General features: G+C 57.1%; 14 protein-coding genes. 12 read left to right on the top strand and 2 right to left on the bottom strand.

Going from position 1 to position 16272, the window contains the following annotated elements; genetic code table 11:
• Positions 1-31 precede the first annotated feature (31 nt).
• Complete coding sequence (gene yfbR / locus KHQ26_RS18680) at positions 32-631, bottom strand: 5'-deoxynucleotidase (protein WP_004899584.1); 600 nt, start codon at positions 629-631, stop codon at positions 32-34.
• 81 nt (positions 632-712) lie between these two features.
• Positions 713-1930 (bottom strand): alanine transaminase AlaA, encoded by a 1218-nt coding sequence (gene alaA / locus KHQ26_RS18675; protein WP_002913185.1) that lies wholly within the window; start codon positions 1928-1930, stop codon positions 713-715.
• A gap of 872 nt (positions 1931-2802) precedes the next feature.
• Between alaA and KHQ26_RS18670 the strand changes: the two genes are divergently transcribed.
• The 12 genes from KHQ26_RS18670 to nuoL all read left to right on the top strand — a co-directional run bounded on the left by KHQ26_RS18670 (position 2803) and on the right by nuoL (position 16242).
• Complete coding sequence (locus KHQ26_RS18670; protein ID WP_004174998.1) at positions 2803-3729, top strand: LysR family transcriptional regulator; 927 nt, start codon at positions 2803-2805, stop codon at positions 3727-3729.
• Positions 3730-4380: 651 nt separating this feature from the next.
• Positions 4381-4827 (top strand): NADH-quinone oxidoreductase subunit NuoA, encoded by a 447-nt coding sequence (gene nuoA / locus KHQ26_RS18665; protein WP_002913181.1) that lies wholly within the window; start codon positions 4381-4383, stop codon positions 4825-4827.
• 15 nt (positions 4828-4842) lie between these two features.
• Positions 4843-5517, top strand: a complete 675-nt coding sequence (nuoB, locus tag KHQ26_RS18660; RefSeq protein ID WP_002913178.1) for an NADH-quinone oxidoreductase subunit NuoB — start codon at positions 4843-4845, stop codon at positions 5515-5517.
• Positions 5518-5603: 86 nt separating this feature from the next.
• The gene (gene nuoC / locus KHQ26_RS18655) at positions 5604-7412 is read left to right on the top strand and encodes an NADH-quinone oxidoreductase subunit C/D (RefSeq protein ID WP_002913162.1); all 1809 of its coding nucleotides are present in this window, start codon (positions 5604-5606) and stop codon (positions 7410-7412) included.
• A 2-nt stretch (positions 7413-7414) separates the two neighbouring features.
• Positions 7415-7915: an NADH-quinone oxidoreductase subunit NuoE gene (gene nuoE / locus KHQ26_RS18650; RefSeq protein WP_002913160.1), complete on the top strand. Its 501-nt coding sequence runs from the start codon at positions 7415-7417 to the stop codon at positions 7913-7915.
• Complete coding sequence (nuoF, locus tag KHQ26_RS18645; RefSeq protein ID WP_002913158.1) at positions 7912-9249, top strand: NADH-quinone oxidoreductase subunit NuoF; 1338 nt, start codon at positions 7912-7914, stop codon at positions 9247-9249. Before nuoE ends, nuoF begins: the two co-directional genes overlap by 4 nt.
• A gap of 32 nt (positions 9250-9281) precedes the next feature.
• The gene (nuoG, locus tag KHQ26_RS18640) at positions 9282-12008 is read left to right on the top strand and encodes an NADH-quinone oxidoreductase subunit NuoG (protein ID WP_029497120.1); all 2727 of its coding nucleotides are present in this window, start codon (positions 9282-9284) and stop codon (positions 12006-12008) included.
• Positions 12005-12982, top strand: a complete 978-nt coding sequence (gene nuoH, locus KHQ26_RS18635) for an NADH-quinone oxidoreductase subunit NuoH (RefSeq protein WP_002913156.1) — start codon at positions 12005-12007, stop codon at positions 12980-12982. Before nuoG ends, nuoH begins: the two co-directional genes overlap by 4 nt.
• Before the next feature lie 14 nt (positions 12983-12996).
• Complete coding sequence (gene nuoI, locus KHQ26_RS18630) at positions 12997-13539, top strand: NADH-quinone oxidoreductase subunit NuoI (RefSeq protein ID WP_002913152.1); 543 nt, start codon at positions 12997-12999, stop codon at positions 13537-13539.
• A gap of 11 nt (positions 13540-13550) precedes the next feature.
• The gene (gene nuoJ / locus KHQ26_RS18625) at positions 13551-14105 is read left to right on the top strand and encodes an NADH-quinone oxidoreductase subunit J (RefSeq protein WP_002913150.1); all 555 of its coding nucleotides are present in this window, start codon (positions 13551-13553) and stop codon (positions 14103-14105) included.
• Positions 14102-14404 carry an NADH-quinone oxidoreductase subunit NuoK gene (gene nuoK, locus KHQ26_RS18620; protein WP_002913148.1) on the top strand — a complete coding sequence of 101 codons (303 nt, stop codon included), beginning with the start codon at positions 14102-14104 and terminating at the stop codon, positions 14402-14404. Before nuoJ ends, nuoK begins: the two co-directional genes overlap by 4 nt.
• The gene (gene nuoL, locus KHQ26_RS18615; protein WP_004140895.1) at positions 14401-16242 is read left to right on the top strand and encodes an NADH-quinone oxidoreductase subunit L; all 1842 of its coding nucleotides are present in this window, start codon (positions 14401-14403) and stop codon (positions 16240-16242) included. Before nuoK ends, nuoL begins: the two co-directional genes overlap by 4 nt.
• The last annotated feature ends 30 nt before the right edge of the window (positions 16243-16272 follow it).

The raw sequence follows: 16272 nt of genomic DNA, 5'->3' as shown, positions 1-16272 counted from the left end.
GGTAGAGCACAACCGCCGCCCGGCCAGAACCTTACAGCGGCGAATCCTGGCTAATTTCGTCCAGCGACAGCTGGAAGCTTGGGACGAACACTTGCATAAAGTAATCCATCTCCGCGCTGCGCCGCGATGCCAGGGTCTTTTCCAGCCGACCTTTGGCCAGCAGAAATTCGTTATTGCCTGCAGACAGCTCTTCGAGGCACTTCAGGTAAGCGCAGAGGGCGTCAGCCTGTTTAACGATCGACTGCTCTTCCTCACTGTAGTGATGCTCATCAATCAGCGGCTCGAAAATATCGCGCAGCTCGTCAGGGACCATCTCCACCAGCTTTTGCTGAGCAATTTTCTCAATCGCCTTATATTCCTGGGCAATCTGCGAATTGAAATATTTCACCGGAGTAGGGAGGTCGCCAGTTAGTACTTCCGAGGCGTCATGGTACATCGCCAGCAGGGCGATACGCTCGGCGTTGACCTGGCCGCCAAATTTGCGGTTTTTAATCGCCGCCAGCGCGTGGGCGACCATCGCCACCTGCAGGCTGTGTTCGGAGACATTTTCGGTGCGCACGTTGCGCATCAGCGGCCAGCGGTTAATCAGTTTCAGGCGGGAGAGGTGGGCAAAGAAATGACTCTGACTCATAGGGACCCTTAATCAGTGACAACATCGGGTTCCATTGTGCGCAGGGATCGCCGCCGGATGCAAATGCCGGCGGCGGCGCGATTAAAGCTGATGGTAGCCGGAGAGGAAGCGGCCAAAGCGGGAGATAGCCATCTCCAGGTCGTCTTCGCGCGGCAGGGTCACGATGCGTACGTGATCCGGCCACGGCCAGTTAAAGGCGGTGCCCTGCACCAGCAGGACTTTCTCCTGCAGCAGGAAGTCGAGCACCATTTTCTGGTCGTCATGAATATTGAAGCGTTTGGCATCGATTTTCGGGAACATATACAGCGCGCCTTTTGGCTTCACGCAGGAGACGCCCGGAATATCGTTGATAAGCTCCCAGGCGCGGTTGCGTTGTTCATACAGGCGTCCGCCGGGGATGATGAATTCGCTGATGCTCTGATAGCCGCCCAGCGCCGTCTGGATAGCATGCTGGGCCGGCACGTTGGCGCAAAGACGCATTGAAGCCAGCATCTCCAGCCCTTCGATATAGCCCTTCGCGTGTTTTTTCGGGCCATTCAACACCATCCAGCCCTGACGGAAGCCGGCAACGCGGTAGGTTTTCGACAATCCGTTAAAGGTCACCGTCAGCAGGTCCGGCGCCAGGGCGGCAATAGAGTGATGCTGGGCTTCGTCGTAGAGGATCTTGTCGTAAATTTCATCGGCGAAAATGATCAGATTATGCTGACGAGCGATCTCCACGATCTCCTGCAGCAATTCTTTGGAATAGACCGCGCCGGTGGGGTTGTTAGGGTTAATGATCACGATCCCGCGGGTGCGCGGTGTGATTTTTGCGCGGATGTCGTCCAGATCCGGGAACCAGTCAGAGGATTCGTCACACAGATAGTGCACCGCTTTGCCGCTGGAAAGCGACACCGCCGCCGTCCACAGCGGGTAGTCCGGGGCGGGAACCAGCATCTCATCGCCGCTGTTTAACAGCGCCTGCATCGCCTGCACAATCAGTTCGGACACGCCGTTGCCGATATAGATGTCTTCCACCGTGACATCGCGCATACCCCGGGCCTGGTAATGCTGCATGATAGCTTTACGCGCCGAGTACAATCCTTTCGAATCGCAGTAACCCTGGGCGGTAGGCAAATTGCGGATGACGTCGACGAGGATCTCGTCAGGGGCCTCGAAGCCGAATGGCGCCGGGTTGCCGATGTTCAGTTTCAGAACCTTATTGCCTTCTTCTTCAAGACGTTTGGCTTCTTTCAGAACCGGGCCGCGGATGTCATAACAGACGTTCTCTAACTTGCTGGATTTTTCGATGGGGGACATGAATCTTGACCTTTTAGCTGTTATCGCCACTCCCTGCCGTGGAAGTCAGCACGGAACAATGTACTCCCCCTCCCCGCTGTTTTGAAGGCTTTGCAGGAGAAGATTTTGCTAACGCCGGATTTTAAGCGCAATTGATTTATCTACCGATTGCGGATTTGGTCTGTGGCTTATGCCTTTTTATGTCGATTTTTTGGTCGTAAATATAGATTTAGTAGCGATTTTGCCATCATTTATCTCGTTTGTTTGCCCGGTAATATGGGGAGGGAGAAGGGGGAGTCGCTAAAAAACGCTATCCTGCATACAAGCGCGATTGGCTTGTAATTTTGATGTTAAATAATTTTAATAAAAAACAGCGTGCGACCACATTATTATTATTTTTAGCGGGTAATAATCTGAGGTTTGTTAATTAATATAAAATGTTGAAAAAAATTTAAAATTGTCTCAGTTAATCCTTATTAAGGCTTATAAAAAGGAGGGGGATAGGTTAGAATATCACCGTTAATATCCGTGTTAACCGCCAAGAACTGCGGTTGCATTGATATTTAATATATTGTTATTACAGGATTTTATTGTTCCTTTTCTGCCGGAAAGTTACGCCAGAAGAGCGATTTTCTCAGCATCACTGACCGGGTTCCCGCGGCGACGTATGGCGCCTGGCTGGTCGTGGTAATAAATAATAATGAGAAATACGAACAATATATTACTCCGCAGTTCTGCGCATTTGCCCAGACGAGTACTTTGGCATGTAATAACGTTCGTCCAGTTGTTTATCCGCCGTTAGACGGTGAGCACGAGGCTCAGGGAATAGCCGGAAACCTGGCGTAAAGCATCAACAAGGCAGGTCAGCGTTAGCCACCTGTAAGTGAAGAAAGATGATTAATACAACACGTCCCATACTCAACCTCGATCTCGATCTGCTGCGTACCTTTGTCGCGGTCGCTGATTTGAACACTTTTGCCGCCGCCGCCGCCGCAGTGTGTCGTACTCAGTCCGCGGTCAGTCAGCAAATGCAACGCCTGGAACAGCTGGTGGGCAAAGAGCTTTTCGCCCGCCACGGCCGCAATAAGCTGCTGACCGAGCAGGGGATCCAGCTGCTGGGCTATGCCCGCAAAATTCTCCGTTTTAACGATGAAGCCTGTATGTCGCTGATGTATGGCAGCCTGCAGGGGGCTCTGAGCATCGGTGCGTCAGAAGAAACGGCTGACACCATCCTGCCGTTTTTGTTAAACCGCATCGGCTGTTTCTATCCCAGAATGACGTTGGAGATCAAAGTTCACCCCCATGCCGCCATCATGGATATGTTGGCCGAGGGGCTGGTCGATCTGGCGTTGACCACCCATCAGCCTCCCGGCTTTACCTCTTTTACCCTGAGAACATCACCTACTCTCTGGTATTGCGCAGCGGAATATGTGCTGGCGAAGGGGGAATCTATCCCCCTGATCCTGCTCGAAGAGCCAAGCCCATTCCGCCAGGATATTATCGCCGCGCTGGAAACTGCTCGCGTCAGTTGGCATCTGGCCCACGGAGCTTCCTCGCTATCGGGCGTGAAAGCGGCGGTGAAGGCCGGGCTGGGCGTGACGGCGCGCCCGGTCGAAATGATGAGCCCGGATCTACGCGTGGCTGGCATCAGTGAGGGGTTACCGGCGTTGCCGGACACCCGGTACGTCGTCAGCTGCAATCCGCGGACGGTGAGCGAACTGCCGCAGGCGATTTTTCAGTCTCTGAGCCAGGAGATCCATCCCTGGGAAACGGGCACAGCACTTACTCCGGAAGAGGGAGGGAATACCTTGGTTTTGTAAGGGTATTCTTGCTAACAAAGATCACAAAAACTGGTAACAGAATGTAAGTGCCCAAAAAGAGCCTCAGGAGTTGGTTTCCCGCCTGGCGGCTCTTTTTTTTGCACTCTTATTGATGTTTTGAATCTTTTTTGTATTTCTTTGCAGAAAAATCAGCGTATTGGCGTGACAAGGCGCTCAGCTTGTCGACTTTTCCCTGCACTTTCAACACTTCCTGCTAATGTTAAAAAACCGGATGGATTGTTGCCGATTTCCTGGGGTAATTAACAAAACCGTGTCGCAGATCAAGAAAATACCCCTCTTTGGGGGGAGGAATCGAGGCTAAATCCTGTCAAAATAGAAGGGATTTTTGATTTACGACGGAAACGGACACGATTCAACAACACTAAAACCGAACAGTATGCAAGGTTATTTCGCAGAAAAGGGCATTTAATGTTAATGAAAAGATTCCAATGTAAATTAATGTTATGAAAACTTTTGTTAAAGTTGACAAAAGGTTAAAGAAAGGGGTAAAAAGCCACGGCATCTGGGCTTCTCACATCGACCAGGGACGCTTTTTTGCACGGTTATTTTTTATTCCTCCCGTGAAACGCTGTGGCGTTCATCTGCCAGTAAGAGCAGAGGGTTTTGGCGCTACACTTTTTTGGTTAAGCAATGCGTATGTCAACATCCACTGAAGTCATCGCTCATCATTGGGCATTCGCTATATTTCTCATCATCGCTATCGGCCTGTGCTGCCTCATGCTCGTCGGCGGCTGGTACCTTGGCGGTCGCGCGCGCGCGCGTAGTAAAAACACGCCGTTTGAATCGGGGATCGACTCCGTCGGTTCGGCCCGCTTACGTCTTTCTGCGAAGTTTTATCTGGTTGCCATGTTCTTCGTTATCTTCGACGTGGAAGCCCTGTATCTCTACGCATGGTCGACCTCTATCCGCGAGAGCGGCTGGGTCGGCTTTGTGGAAGCCGCAATTTTCATTTTAGTGCTACTGGCTGGTCTGGTTTATCTCGTTCGCATCGGCGCACTGGACTGGACGCCTGCGCGTTCCCGTCGCACGCTGGTTAACCCGGAAACAGACAGTCCCACTAACCGTCATATGCAGTAAAAGCGAGGCAATAAGATGGATTATACGCTCACCCGCATAGATCCTAACGGTGAGAACGACCGTTACCCCCTGCAGAAACAGGAGATCGTTACCGATCCTCTGGAGCAGGAAGTCAATAAAAGCGTGTATATGGGGAAACTCGAACACGCGCTGCATGACATGGTGAACTGGGGCCGTAAGAACTCAATTTGGCCGTACAACTTCGGCCTTTCTTGCTGTTATGTGGAAATGGTGACGTCATTCACTGCGGTGCATGACGTTGCGCGTTTTGGGGCAGAAGTTCTGCGCGCCTCTCCGCGTCAGGCGGACCTGATGGTGGTCGCGGGAACCTGCTTTACCAAAATGGCGCCGGTTATTCAGCGTCTCTACGATCAGATGCTGGAGCCGAAGTGGGTGATCTCCATGGGCGCCTGCGCCAACTCAGGCGGGATGTACGACATCTATTCCGTCGTCCAGGGCGTGGATAAATTCATTCCGGTCGATGTGTACATCCCGGGCTGCCCGCCGCGTCCGGAGGCCTATATGCAGGCGCTGATGCTGCTGCAGGAGTCCATTGGTAAAGAACGTCGTCCGCTCTCATGGGTGGTTGGCGATCAGGGCGTTTATCGCGCCAATATGCAGTCGGAACGCGAGCGTAAACGCGGCGAACGTATTGCAGTGACCAATCTGCGGACGCCGGACGAGATTTAATTTGCGCCTGCGGGCGGGAGAACCACTTCGCAAATCAATCTACAACAGCGCGAAGTCTCGCCGGCAGTCACCACGGACCTTTTGCAATGGTGAACAATATGACCGATTTAACCGCGCATGACGCCGCACCAGCCTGGCAAACCCGCGATCACCTTGATGACCCGGTGATTGGCGAACTGCGCAACCGCTTTGGGCCGGATGCCTTTACCGTTCAGCCAACCCGTACCGGCGTACCGGTGGTATGGGTGAAGCGTGAACAGCTGCTGGAGGTGGGTGATTTCCTGAAGAAATTGCCGAAGCCTTACGTGATGCTGTTTGACCTGCACGGCATGGACGAACGTCTGCGCACGCACCGCGATGGCCTGCCCGCCGCGGATTTTTCCGTTTTCTATCACCTGATCTCCATCGATCGCAACCGCGACATCATGCTCAAGGTGGCGCTGTCGGAAAACGATCTGCATCTGCCGACCTTCACCAAACTGTTCCCCAACGCCAACTGGTATGAGCGTGAAACCTGGGAAATGTTTGGCATTACCTTCGATGGTCACCCGAACCTGCGTCGCATCATGATGCCGCCGACCTGGGAAGGTCACCCGCTGCGTAAAGATTATCCGGCGCGTGCCACCGAGTTCGACCCGTTTGAGCTGACCAAAGCCAAACAGGATCTGGAGATGGAGGCGCTGACCTTTAAACCGGAAGAGTGGGGCATGAAGCGCGGCACCGACAACGAGGACTTCATGTTCCTCAACCTCGGTCCGAACCACCCATCGGCGCATGGTGCGTTTCGCATTATTCTGCAGCTGGACGGCGAAGAGATCGTCGACTGCGTACCGGATATCGGTTATCACCACCGCGGCGCCGAGAAGATGGGCGAGCGTCAGTCCTGGCACAGCTACATCCCGTATACCGACCGTATTGAATATCTCGGCGGCTGCGTCAACGAGATGCCGTACGTGCTGGCGGTGGAAAAACTGGCTGGGATCACCGTACCGGATCGCGTGAACGTGATCCGCGTGATGCTCTCCGAGCTGTTCCGCATCAACAGCCACCTGCTGTATATCTCGACCTTTATTCAGGACGTCGGCGCGATGACGCCGGTCTTCTTCGCCTTTACCGATCGGCAGAAAATTTACGATCTGGTGGAAGCGATTACCGGGTTCCGTATGCACCCGGCGTGGTTCCGCATCGGCGGCGTCGCGCACGATCTGCCGCGTGGCTGGGATCGCCTGCTGCGTGAGTTCCTCGAGTGGATGCCGAAGCGTCTGGACTCCTATGAGAAGGCCGCCCTGCGCAACACCATTCTGAAAGGCCGTTCCGTCGGCGTGGCAGCCTATACCGCCAAAGAGGCGCTGGAGTGGGGCACCACCGGCGCAGGCCTGCGCGCCACCGGTATCGACTTCGACGTGCGTAAATGGCGTCCTTACTCTGGCTATGAAAACTTCGACTTCGAAGTCCCGACCGGGGGTGGCGTCTCTGACTGCTACACTCGCGTGATGCTGAAAGTAGAAGAGCTGCGCCAGAGCCTGCGCATTCTTCAGCAGTGCCTCGATAACATGCCGGAAGGCCCGTTCAAAGCGGATCACCCGCTGACCACGCCGCCGCCGAAAGAGCGCACGCTGCAGCATATCGAAACCCTGATCACCCACTTCCTGCAGGTATCGTGGGGCCCGGTGATGCCGGCCAACGAATCTTTCCAGATGATTGAGGCGACCAAAGGGATCAACAGTTACTACCTGACCAGCGACGGCAGCACCATGAGCTACCGTACCCGCGTGCGTACGCCGAGCTTTGCGCACTTGCAGCAGATCCCGTCGGCGATCCGCGGCAGCCTGGTATCCGACCTGATCGTCTATCTGGGTAGTATCGATTTTGTTATGTCAGACGTGGACCGCTAATTATGCACGAGAATCAACAACCACAAACCGAGGCTTTTGAGCTGAGTGCGGCAGAGCGTGAGGCTATTGAGCACGAGAAGCACCACTACGAAGACCCGCGTGCGGCGTCCATCGAAGCGCTGAAAATCGTTCAGAAACAGCGCGGCTGGGTGCCGGATGGCGCGATCTACGCCATCGCCGATGTGCTGGGGATCCCGGCCAGCGACGTGGAAGGCGTGGCGACGTTCTACAGCCAGATTTTCCGCCAGCCGGTTGGCCGTCACGTGATCCGCTACTGCGACAGCGTGGTATGCCACATCACCGGCTATCAGGGTATTCAGGCCGCCATTGAGAAGAAACTGAATATCAAGCCGGGGCAGACCACCTTTGATGGCCGCTTTACCCTGCTGCCGACCTGCTGCCTGGGTAACTGCGACAAGGGACCGACCATGATGATTGATGAGGATACTCACAGCCATCTGACGCCGGAGGCAATTCCTGACCTGCTGGAGCAGTACAAATGAAAACCGTAATTCGTACTGCGGAAACGCATCCGCTCACCTGGCGCCTGCGCGACGACAAGCAGCCGGTGTGGCTGGACGAGTATCGCAGTAAAAATGGCTATGAAGGGGCGCGTAAAGCCCTGACCGGGATGGCCCCGGATGAGATTGTCACGGCGGTAAAAGACGCTGGCCTGAAAGGGCGCGGCGGCGCGGGCTTCTCTACTGGTCTGAAGTGGAGCCTGATGCCGAAAGACGAATCCATGAACATCCGTTACCTGCTGTGTAACGCCGATGAAATGGAGCCGGGCACCTATAAAGACCGCCTGCTGATGGAGCAGCTGCCGCACCTGCTGGTGGAAGGCATGCTGATCTCCGCGTTTGCGCTGAAAGCGTACCGCGGCTACATCTTCCTGCGCGGGGAATATATTGAAGCGGCCCAGCATCTGCGTCGCGCGATTGCTGAAGCCACCGAAGCGGGTCTGTTGGGGAAAAACATCCTCGGCACCGGGTTTGACTTCGAGCTGTTCGTGCACACCGGGGCAGGGCGCTATATCTGCGGCGAAGAGACGGCGCTGATCAACTCTCTGGAAGGCCGCCGCGCCAACCCGCGATCCAAGCCGCCGTTCCCGGCGAGCTCCGGCGTCTGGGGCAAGCCGACCTGCGTCAACAACGTAGAAACCCTGTGCAACGTGCCAGCGATCCTCGCCAACGGCGTCGAGTGGTACCAGAACATTTCCACCAGCAAAGATGCTGGCACCAAGCTGATGGGCTTCTCCGGCCGGGTGAAGAATCCGGGCGTCTGGGAGCTGCCGTTCGGCACCACTGCCCGCGAGATCCTCGAAGATTACGCCGGCGGTATGCGCGATGGCCTGAAGTTTAAAGCCTGGCAACCGGGTGGAGCAGGGACCGACTTCCTCACCGAAGCGCACCTCGATCTGCCGATGGAATTCGAAAGCATTGGTAAAGCGGGCAGCCGTCTGGGCACCTCGCTGGCGATGGCCGTTGACCACGAGATCAACATGGTCTCGCTGGTGCGCAACCTTGAAGAGTTCTTTGCCCGCGAGTCCTGCGGCTGGTGTACGCCGTGCCGCGATGGTCTGCCGTGGAGCGTGAAGATCCTGCGCGCCCTGGAGCGCGGCGAAGGCCAGCCTGGCGATATCGAAACCCTTGAGCAACTGTGTCGATTCCTGGGCCCGGGTAAAACCTTCTGCGCGCACGCGCCGGGCGCGGTCGAGCCGCTACAGAGCGCGATTAAATATTTCCGCGAAGAATTCGAGGCTGGCATTAAGCAGCAGTTCAGCAATACCCATGCAATCAACGGGATTCAGCCGAACCTGCTTAAGACGCGCTGGTAATCTAAAGGTTTTTTATTTTTGGAAGCACGCAAATGGCTACGATTCATGTAGACGGCAAAGAATACGAGGTCAACGGGGCGGACAACCTGCTAGAGGCTTGTCTCTCTCTTGGTCTTGATATTCCCTACTTTTGCTGGCACCCGGCGCTAGGGAGCGTCGGTGCTTGCCGCCAGTGTGCGGTGAAGCAATATCAGAACGCGGAAGACACGCGTGGTCGCCTGGTGATGTCCTGTATGACTCCGGCATCCGACGGCACCTTTATTTCTATCGACGACAGCGAAGCGAAGCAGTTCCGCGAAAGCGTGGTGGAGTGGTTGATGACTAACCACCCGCACGACTGCCCGGTCTGCGAAGAGGGCGGCAACTGCCACCTGCAGGATATGACGGTGATGACCGGTCATAGCTTCCGCCGCTATCGTTTCACCAAGCGTACCCACCGCAATCAGGATCTGGGGCCGTTTATTTCGCACGAAATGAACCGCTGCATCGCCTGCTACCGCTGCGTGCGCTACTACAAAGATTATGCCGACGGCACCGATCTGGGCGTCTATGGCGCGCACGACAACGTCTACTTCGGCCGCCCGGAAGATGGCACCCTGGAGAGCGAGTTCTCCGGCAACCTGGTGGAAGTCTGCCCGACCGGCGTCTTCACCGACAAAACCCACTCCGAGCGCTATAACCGTAAGTGGGACATGCAGTTTGCGCCGAGCATCTGCCAGCAGTGTTCCATCGGCTGTAACATCAGCCCGGGCGAACGCTATGGCGAGTTGCGTCGTATCGAAAACCGCTATAACGGTACAGTGAACCGCTACTTCCTCTGCGACCGCGGTCGTTTCGGCTATGGCTACGTGAACCTGAAAGACCGTCCGCGTCAGCCGGTACAGCGCCGCGGCGACGATCTGATCACCCTTAACGCCGAGCAGGCGATGCAGGGGGCGGCGGATATCCTGCGCCAGTCGAAGAAAGTGATCGGCATCGGCTCCCCGCGCGCCAGCATTGAAAGCAACTTCGCGCTGCGCGAGCTGGTGGGCGCCGACAACTTCTATACCGGTATCGCCAAAGGCGAACAAGCGCGCCTGCAGATGATGCTGAAAGTGCTGCGCGAGGGCGGGATCCACACGCCAAGCCTGCGCGATATCGAATCCTACGATGCGGTACTGGTGCTGGGCGAAGACATTACCCAGACCGGCGCGCGCGTGGCCCTGGCGGTACGCCAGGCAGTGAAAGGGAAAGCACGCGAAATGGCGGCGGCGCAGAAAGTGGCCGACTGGCAGATCGCCGCGATCCTCAACATCGGCCAGCGCGCCAAGCACCCGCTATTCGTCACCAACGTCGATGACACCCGCCTGGATGACATCGCGGCGTGGACCTACCGTGCGCCGGTAGAAGATCAGGCGCGTCTCGGCTTTGCTATTGCCCATGCGCTGGACGACAGCGCGCCGGCGGTTGAAGGCCTGAGCCAGGACCTGCAGGGTAAAGTCGACGTTATCGTTCAGGCGCTGGCCGGGGCGAAAAAACCGCTGATCATCTCCGGGACCAACGCCGGCAGCATGGAGATCATCCAGGCCGCCGCTAACGTGGCGAAAGCTCTGAAAGGCCGCGGCGCCGATGTCGGGGTGACCATGGTCGCCCGGGCGGTTAACAGCGTCGGACTGGGCATGATCGGCGGCGGCTCGCTTGAAGAGGCGCTGGACGAACTGGAAAGCGGCGCCGCAGACGCGGTGATCGTGCTGGAAAACGACCTTCACCGTCATGCTTCCGCCGCGCGCGTTGACGCTGCGCTGGCGAAAGCGCCGCTGGTGATGGTGGTGGATCATCAGCGCACCGCGATTATGGACAAAGCGCACCTGGTGCTCTCCGCGGCAAGCTTTGCGGAAAGCGACGGTACCGTGGTGAACAACGAAGGCCGCGCCCAACGTTTCTTCCAGGTTTACGATCCGGCTTACTACGACGCGAAAACCGTAATGCTGGAAAGCTGGCGCTGGCTGCATTCGCTGCACAGCACCGTCAACAACCGTCAGGTTGACTGGACTCAGCTGGACCACGTCATTGATGCGGCGATTGCCGCGCTGCCGCAGCTGGCGGGCATTAAAGACGCCGCGCCGGATGCGACCTTCCGCATCCGTGGCCAGAAGCTGGCGCGTGAACCGCACCGCTACAGCGGCCGCACGGCGATGCGCGCTAACATCAGCGTGCACGAGCCGCGTCAGCCGCAGGATAAAGACACGATGTTCGCCTTCTCCATGGAAGGGAACAACCAGCCGTCCGCCCCGCGTTCGCAGATCCCGTTCGCCTGGGCGCCGGGCTGGAACTCCCCGCAGGCATGGAACAAGTTCCAGGATGAAGTGGGCGGGAAACTGCGCCACGGCGATCCGGGCGTTCGTCTGTTTGAAGCGTCCGCCAGCGGACTGGAGTACTTCACGGCGGTGCCGGCCAGCTTCCAGGCGGAAGAGGGCAAATGGCGAATTGCGCCGTACTACCATCTGTTCGGCAGCGATGAGCTGTCTCAGCGCGCGCCGGTGTTCCAGAGCCGGATGCCTGAGCCGTACATCAAGCTGAACCCGGCGGATGCCGCGAAGCTTGGCGTCAACCCAGGCGCAATGCTCTCCTTTAGCGTGGAAGGCCAGACCCTGCGTCTGCCGCTGGTTATATCTGAAGGCCTGACCGCGGGACAGGTTGGCTTACCGATGGGCATGCCGGGCATTGCGCCGGTGCTGACCGGATCGCGTATTGATTCACTGCAGGAGGCGAAAGCATGAGCTGGTTAACGCCGGATCTTATCGACATTCTGTTAAGCATCCTGAAGGCCGTGGTCATTCTGCTGGTGGTTGTCACCTGCGGCGCGTTCATGAGCTTCGGCGAGCGTCGTCTGCTCGGCTTGTTCCAGAACCGCTACGGACCTAACCGCGTCGGCTGGGGCGGTTCGCTGCAGCTGGTCGCCGACATGATCAAGATGTTCTTTAAAGAGGACTGGATCCCGCGCTTCTCCGATCGCGTGATCTTTACTCTGGCGCCGGTTATCGCCTTTACCTCGCTGCTGCTGGCCTTCGCTATCGTGCCGGTTAGCCCGACGTGGGTGGTGGCCGACCTGAACATCGGCATCCTCTTCTTCCTGATGATGGCAGGCCTGGCGGTCTACGCGGTGCTGTTCGCCGGTTGGTCGAGCAATAACAAATACTCGCTGCTGGGGGCGATGCGTGCTTCCGCGCAGACCCTGAGCTACGAAGTATTTCTCGGTCTCTCCCTGATGGGCGTGGTGGCGCAGGCGGGGTCATTCAATATGACCGATATCGTCAACAACCAGGCGCATCTGTGGAACGTTATCCCGCAGTTCTTCGGCTTCGTGACTTTCGCCATCGCCGGCGTGGCGGTGTGTCACCGTCACCCGTTCGACCAGCCGGAAGCGGAGCAGGAACTGGCCGATGGTTACCACATTGAATATTCCGGCATGAAATTCGGTCTGTTCTTCGTCGGGGAATACATCGGTATCGTCACCGTTTCAGCGCTGATCGTCACGCTGTTCTTTGGCGGCTGGAATGGCCCGTGGTTACCTCCTTTCATCTGGTTCGCGCTGAAAACCGCGTTCTTCATGATGATGTTCATTTTGATCCGCGCATCATTACCGCGTCCGCGCTATGACCAGGTAATGTCCTTTGGCTGGAAGGTATGCCTGCCGTTAACGCTGGTCAACTTGTTGGTAACGGCGGCTGTCATTCTCTGGCAGGCGCAATAAGGGGTGAATTGAACATGACCTTAAAAGAATTATTGGTGGGGTTCGGCACCCAGGTCCGTAGTATCTGGATGATTGGCCTGCATGCCTTCGCCAAACGTGAAACCCGGATGTATCCGGAAGAGCCGGTCTACCTGCCACCGCGCTATCGCGGTCGCATCGTGCTGACCCGCGATCCGGACGGTGCAGAGCGCTGCGTCGCCTGTAACCTGTGTGCGGTAGCCTGCCCGGTGGGCTGTATCTCGCTGCAGAAAGCAGAGACGGTAGACGGCCGCTGGTATCCGGAGTTCTTCCGCATCAACTTCTCACGCTGCATCTTCTGCGGCCTGTGCGAAGAAGCGTGCCCGACCACGGCGATCCAGTTGACCCCGGACTTCGAGCTGGGTGAATACAAGCGTCAGGATCTGGTGTACGAAAAAGAGGATCTGCTGATTTCCGGTCCGGGCAAATACCCGGAATATAACTTCTACCGGATGGCGGGTATGGCAATCGACGGTAAAGATAAGGGCGAAGCGGAAAATGAAGCTAAGCCAATCGACGTCAAGAGCCTGTTACCGTAAGGAGAGGGGCAATGGAATTCGCTTTTTATATCTGTGGCCTGATAGCCATCCTCGCAACCTTGCGGGTCGTCACCCACACCAATCCGGTGCATGCGCTGCTGTACCTGATTATTTCGCTGCTGGCGATTGCCGGGGTGTTCTTCTCGCTGGGCGCGTACTTCGCCGGAGCGCTGGAAATCATCGTCTACGCCGGGGCCATTATGGTGCTGTTCGTCTTCGTGGTGATGATGCTCAACCTGGGCGGCACCGAGATCGAACAGGAGCGCAAGTGGCTGCAGCCGGGGATCTGGATTGGCCCGGCCATCCTCTCCGCGGTGCTGCTGGTGGTTATCGTTTACGCCATCCTGGGCATTAACGACCAGGGTATCGACGGTGCGGCGATTAACGCCAAAGAAGTGGGCATTGCGCTGTTTGGGCCGTACGTCCTGGCGGTGGAGCTGGCCTCCATGCTGCTGCTGGCGGGCCTGGTGGTTGCCTTCCACATTGGCCGCGAAGAGCGCGCCGGCGAGGTGCTGAGCAACCGTCTGAACGACAGCGACAAACGAAAAACGGAGGAACACGCATGATCCCCTTAACACATGGACTGATCCTCGCGGCCATCCTGTTTGTGCTTGGTCTGACGGGGCTGGTGATCCGCCGCAATCTGCTGTTTATGTTGATTAGCCTGGAAATCATGATTAACGCCGCCGCGCTGGCCTTTGTGGTGGCGGGTAGCTACTGGGGTCAGGCAGATGGTCAGATAATGTATATCCTCGCCATCAGCCTCGCGGCTGCGGAAGCGAGTATCGGCCTGGCGCTGCTGCTGCAGCTCCATCGTCGCCGCCAGAACCTGAACATCGATTCAGTAAGTGAGTTGCGTGGATGAACATGCTTGCCTTAACCATTCTTTTGCCATTGATTGGCTTTGTGCTGCTGGCCTTCTCCCGCGGGCGCTGGTCGGAAAATCTTTCCGCCACCGTTGGCATGGGCTCGGTAGGCCTGGCGGCGCTGGTCACCGCGTACGTTGGCGTCGACTTTTTCGCTAACGGCAAACAGGCGGTCAGCGTGCCGCTGTGGACCTGGATGTCGGTCGGTGATTTCAACATCGGCTTCAACCTGGTGTTGGACGGCCTGTCGCTGACCATGCTCTCCGTAGTTACCGGCGTCGGCTTCCTGATCCACATGTTCGCCTCCTGGTACATGCGCGGTGAAGAGGGATATTCCCGCTTCTTCGCCTATACCAACCTGTTTATCGCCAGCATGGTGGTTCTGGTACTGGCCGATAACCTGCTGCTGATGTACCTCGGTTGGGAAGGCGTGGGCCTCTGTTCTTACCTGCTGATCGGTTTCTACTACACCGATCCGAAGAACGGCGCCGCAGCGATGAAAGCGTTTGTGGTGACCCGCGTCGGCGACGTGTTCCTCGCCTTCGCGCTGTTCATTCTTTATAACGAACTGGGCACCCTGAACTTTCGCGAAATGGTGGAGCTGGCGCCGCAGCACTTCGCTAACGGCAGCACCACGCTGCAGTGGGCGACGCTGATGCTGCTTGGCGGCGCGGTCGGTAAATCCGCCCAGCTGCCGCTGCAAACGTGGCTTGCCGATGCGATGGCGGGTCCGACGCCGGTCTCTGCGCTGATCCACGCCGCGACCATGGTCACCGCGGGCGTCTATCTGATCGCCCGTACCCACGGCCTGTTCCTGATGACGCCGGAAGTGCTGCATCTGGTCGGTATCGTCGGGGCGGTCACCCTGGTGTTGGCGGGCTTCGCCGCGCTGGTGCAGACCGATATCAAACGCGTTCTCGCCTACTCTACCATGAGCCAGATTGGCTACATGTTCCTCGCGCTGGGCGTGCAGGCATGGGACGCGGCGATTTTCCACCTGATGACTCACGCGTTCTTTAAAGCGCTGCTGTTCCTGTCGTCTGGTTCGGTCATTCTGGCCTGCCATCACGAACAGAACATCTTCAAGATGGGCGGCCTGCGCAAATCGATTCCGCTGGTATACGTCTGCTTCCTGGTGGGGGGCGCGGCGCTGTCCGCACTGCCGCTTATCACCGCAGGCTTCTTCAGTAAGGATGAGATTCTGGCAGGCGCGATGGCCAATGGCCATATCAATCTGATGGTGGCAGGCCTGGTCGGCGCCTTTATGACCTCGCTGTACACCTTCCGGATGATTTTCATCGTATTCCACGGTAAAGAGCAAATTCACGCGCACGCAGGGAAGGGGATTACCCATCATCTGCCGCTGATTGTGCTGCTGGTACTATCCACCTTCGTTGGCGCGCTGATTGTGCCGCCGCTGGAAGGCGTACTGCCGCAGACCACTGAGCTCGCCCACGGTAGCGTGATGACGCTGGAGATTGCCTCCGGGATCATCGCCATTGCCGGGATTCTGATCGCTGCATGGCTGTGGCTGGGCAAACGCACGCTGGTGACCTCCATCGCCAACAGTGCGCCTGGCCGCTTCTTCGGTACCTGGTGGTTCCATGCCTGGGGCTTCGACTGGTTATACGACAAGGTGTTCGTAAAACCATTCCTCGGTATTGCCTGGCTGCTGAAACGCGATCCGCTGAACTCGTTGATGAATATCCCGGCGATCCTTTCCCGCTTCGCAGGCAAAGGCCTGCTGGTGAGCGAGAACGGTTATCTGCGCTGGTATGTGGCTTCAATGAGCATCGGCGCGGTGGTGGTGCTGGCGCTGCTGATGGTATTGCGTTGATTTGATCGCGCGGTTTTGCCCGGTGGCGCT

Source organism: Klebsiella sp. 10, assembly GCF_018223925.1.
GTDB classification, from domain to species: Bacteria; Pseudomonadota; Gammaproteobacteria; order Enterobacterales; family Enterobacteriaceae; genus Klebsiella; species Klebsiella pneumoniae.
The sequence above is the reverse complement of the archived record's forward strand: the minus strand, read 5'-3'. Positions and strand labels throughout refer to the sequence as shown.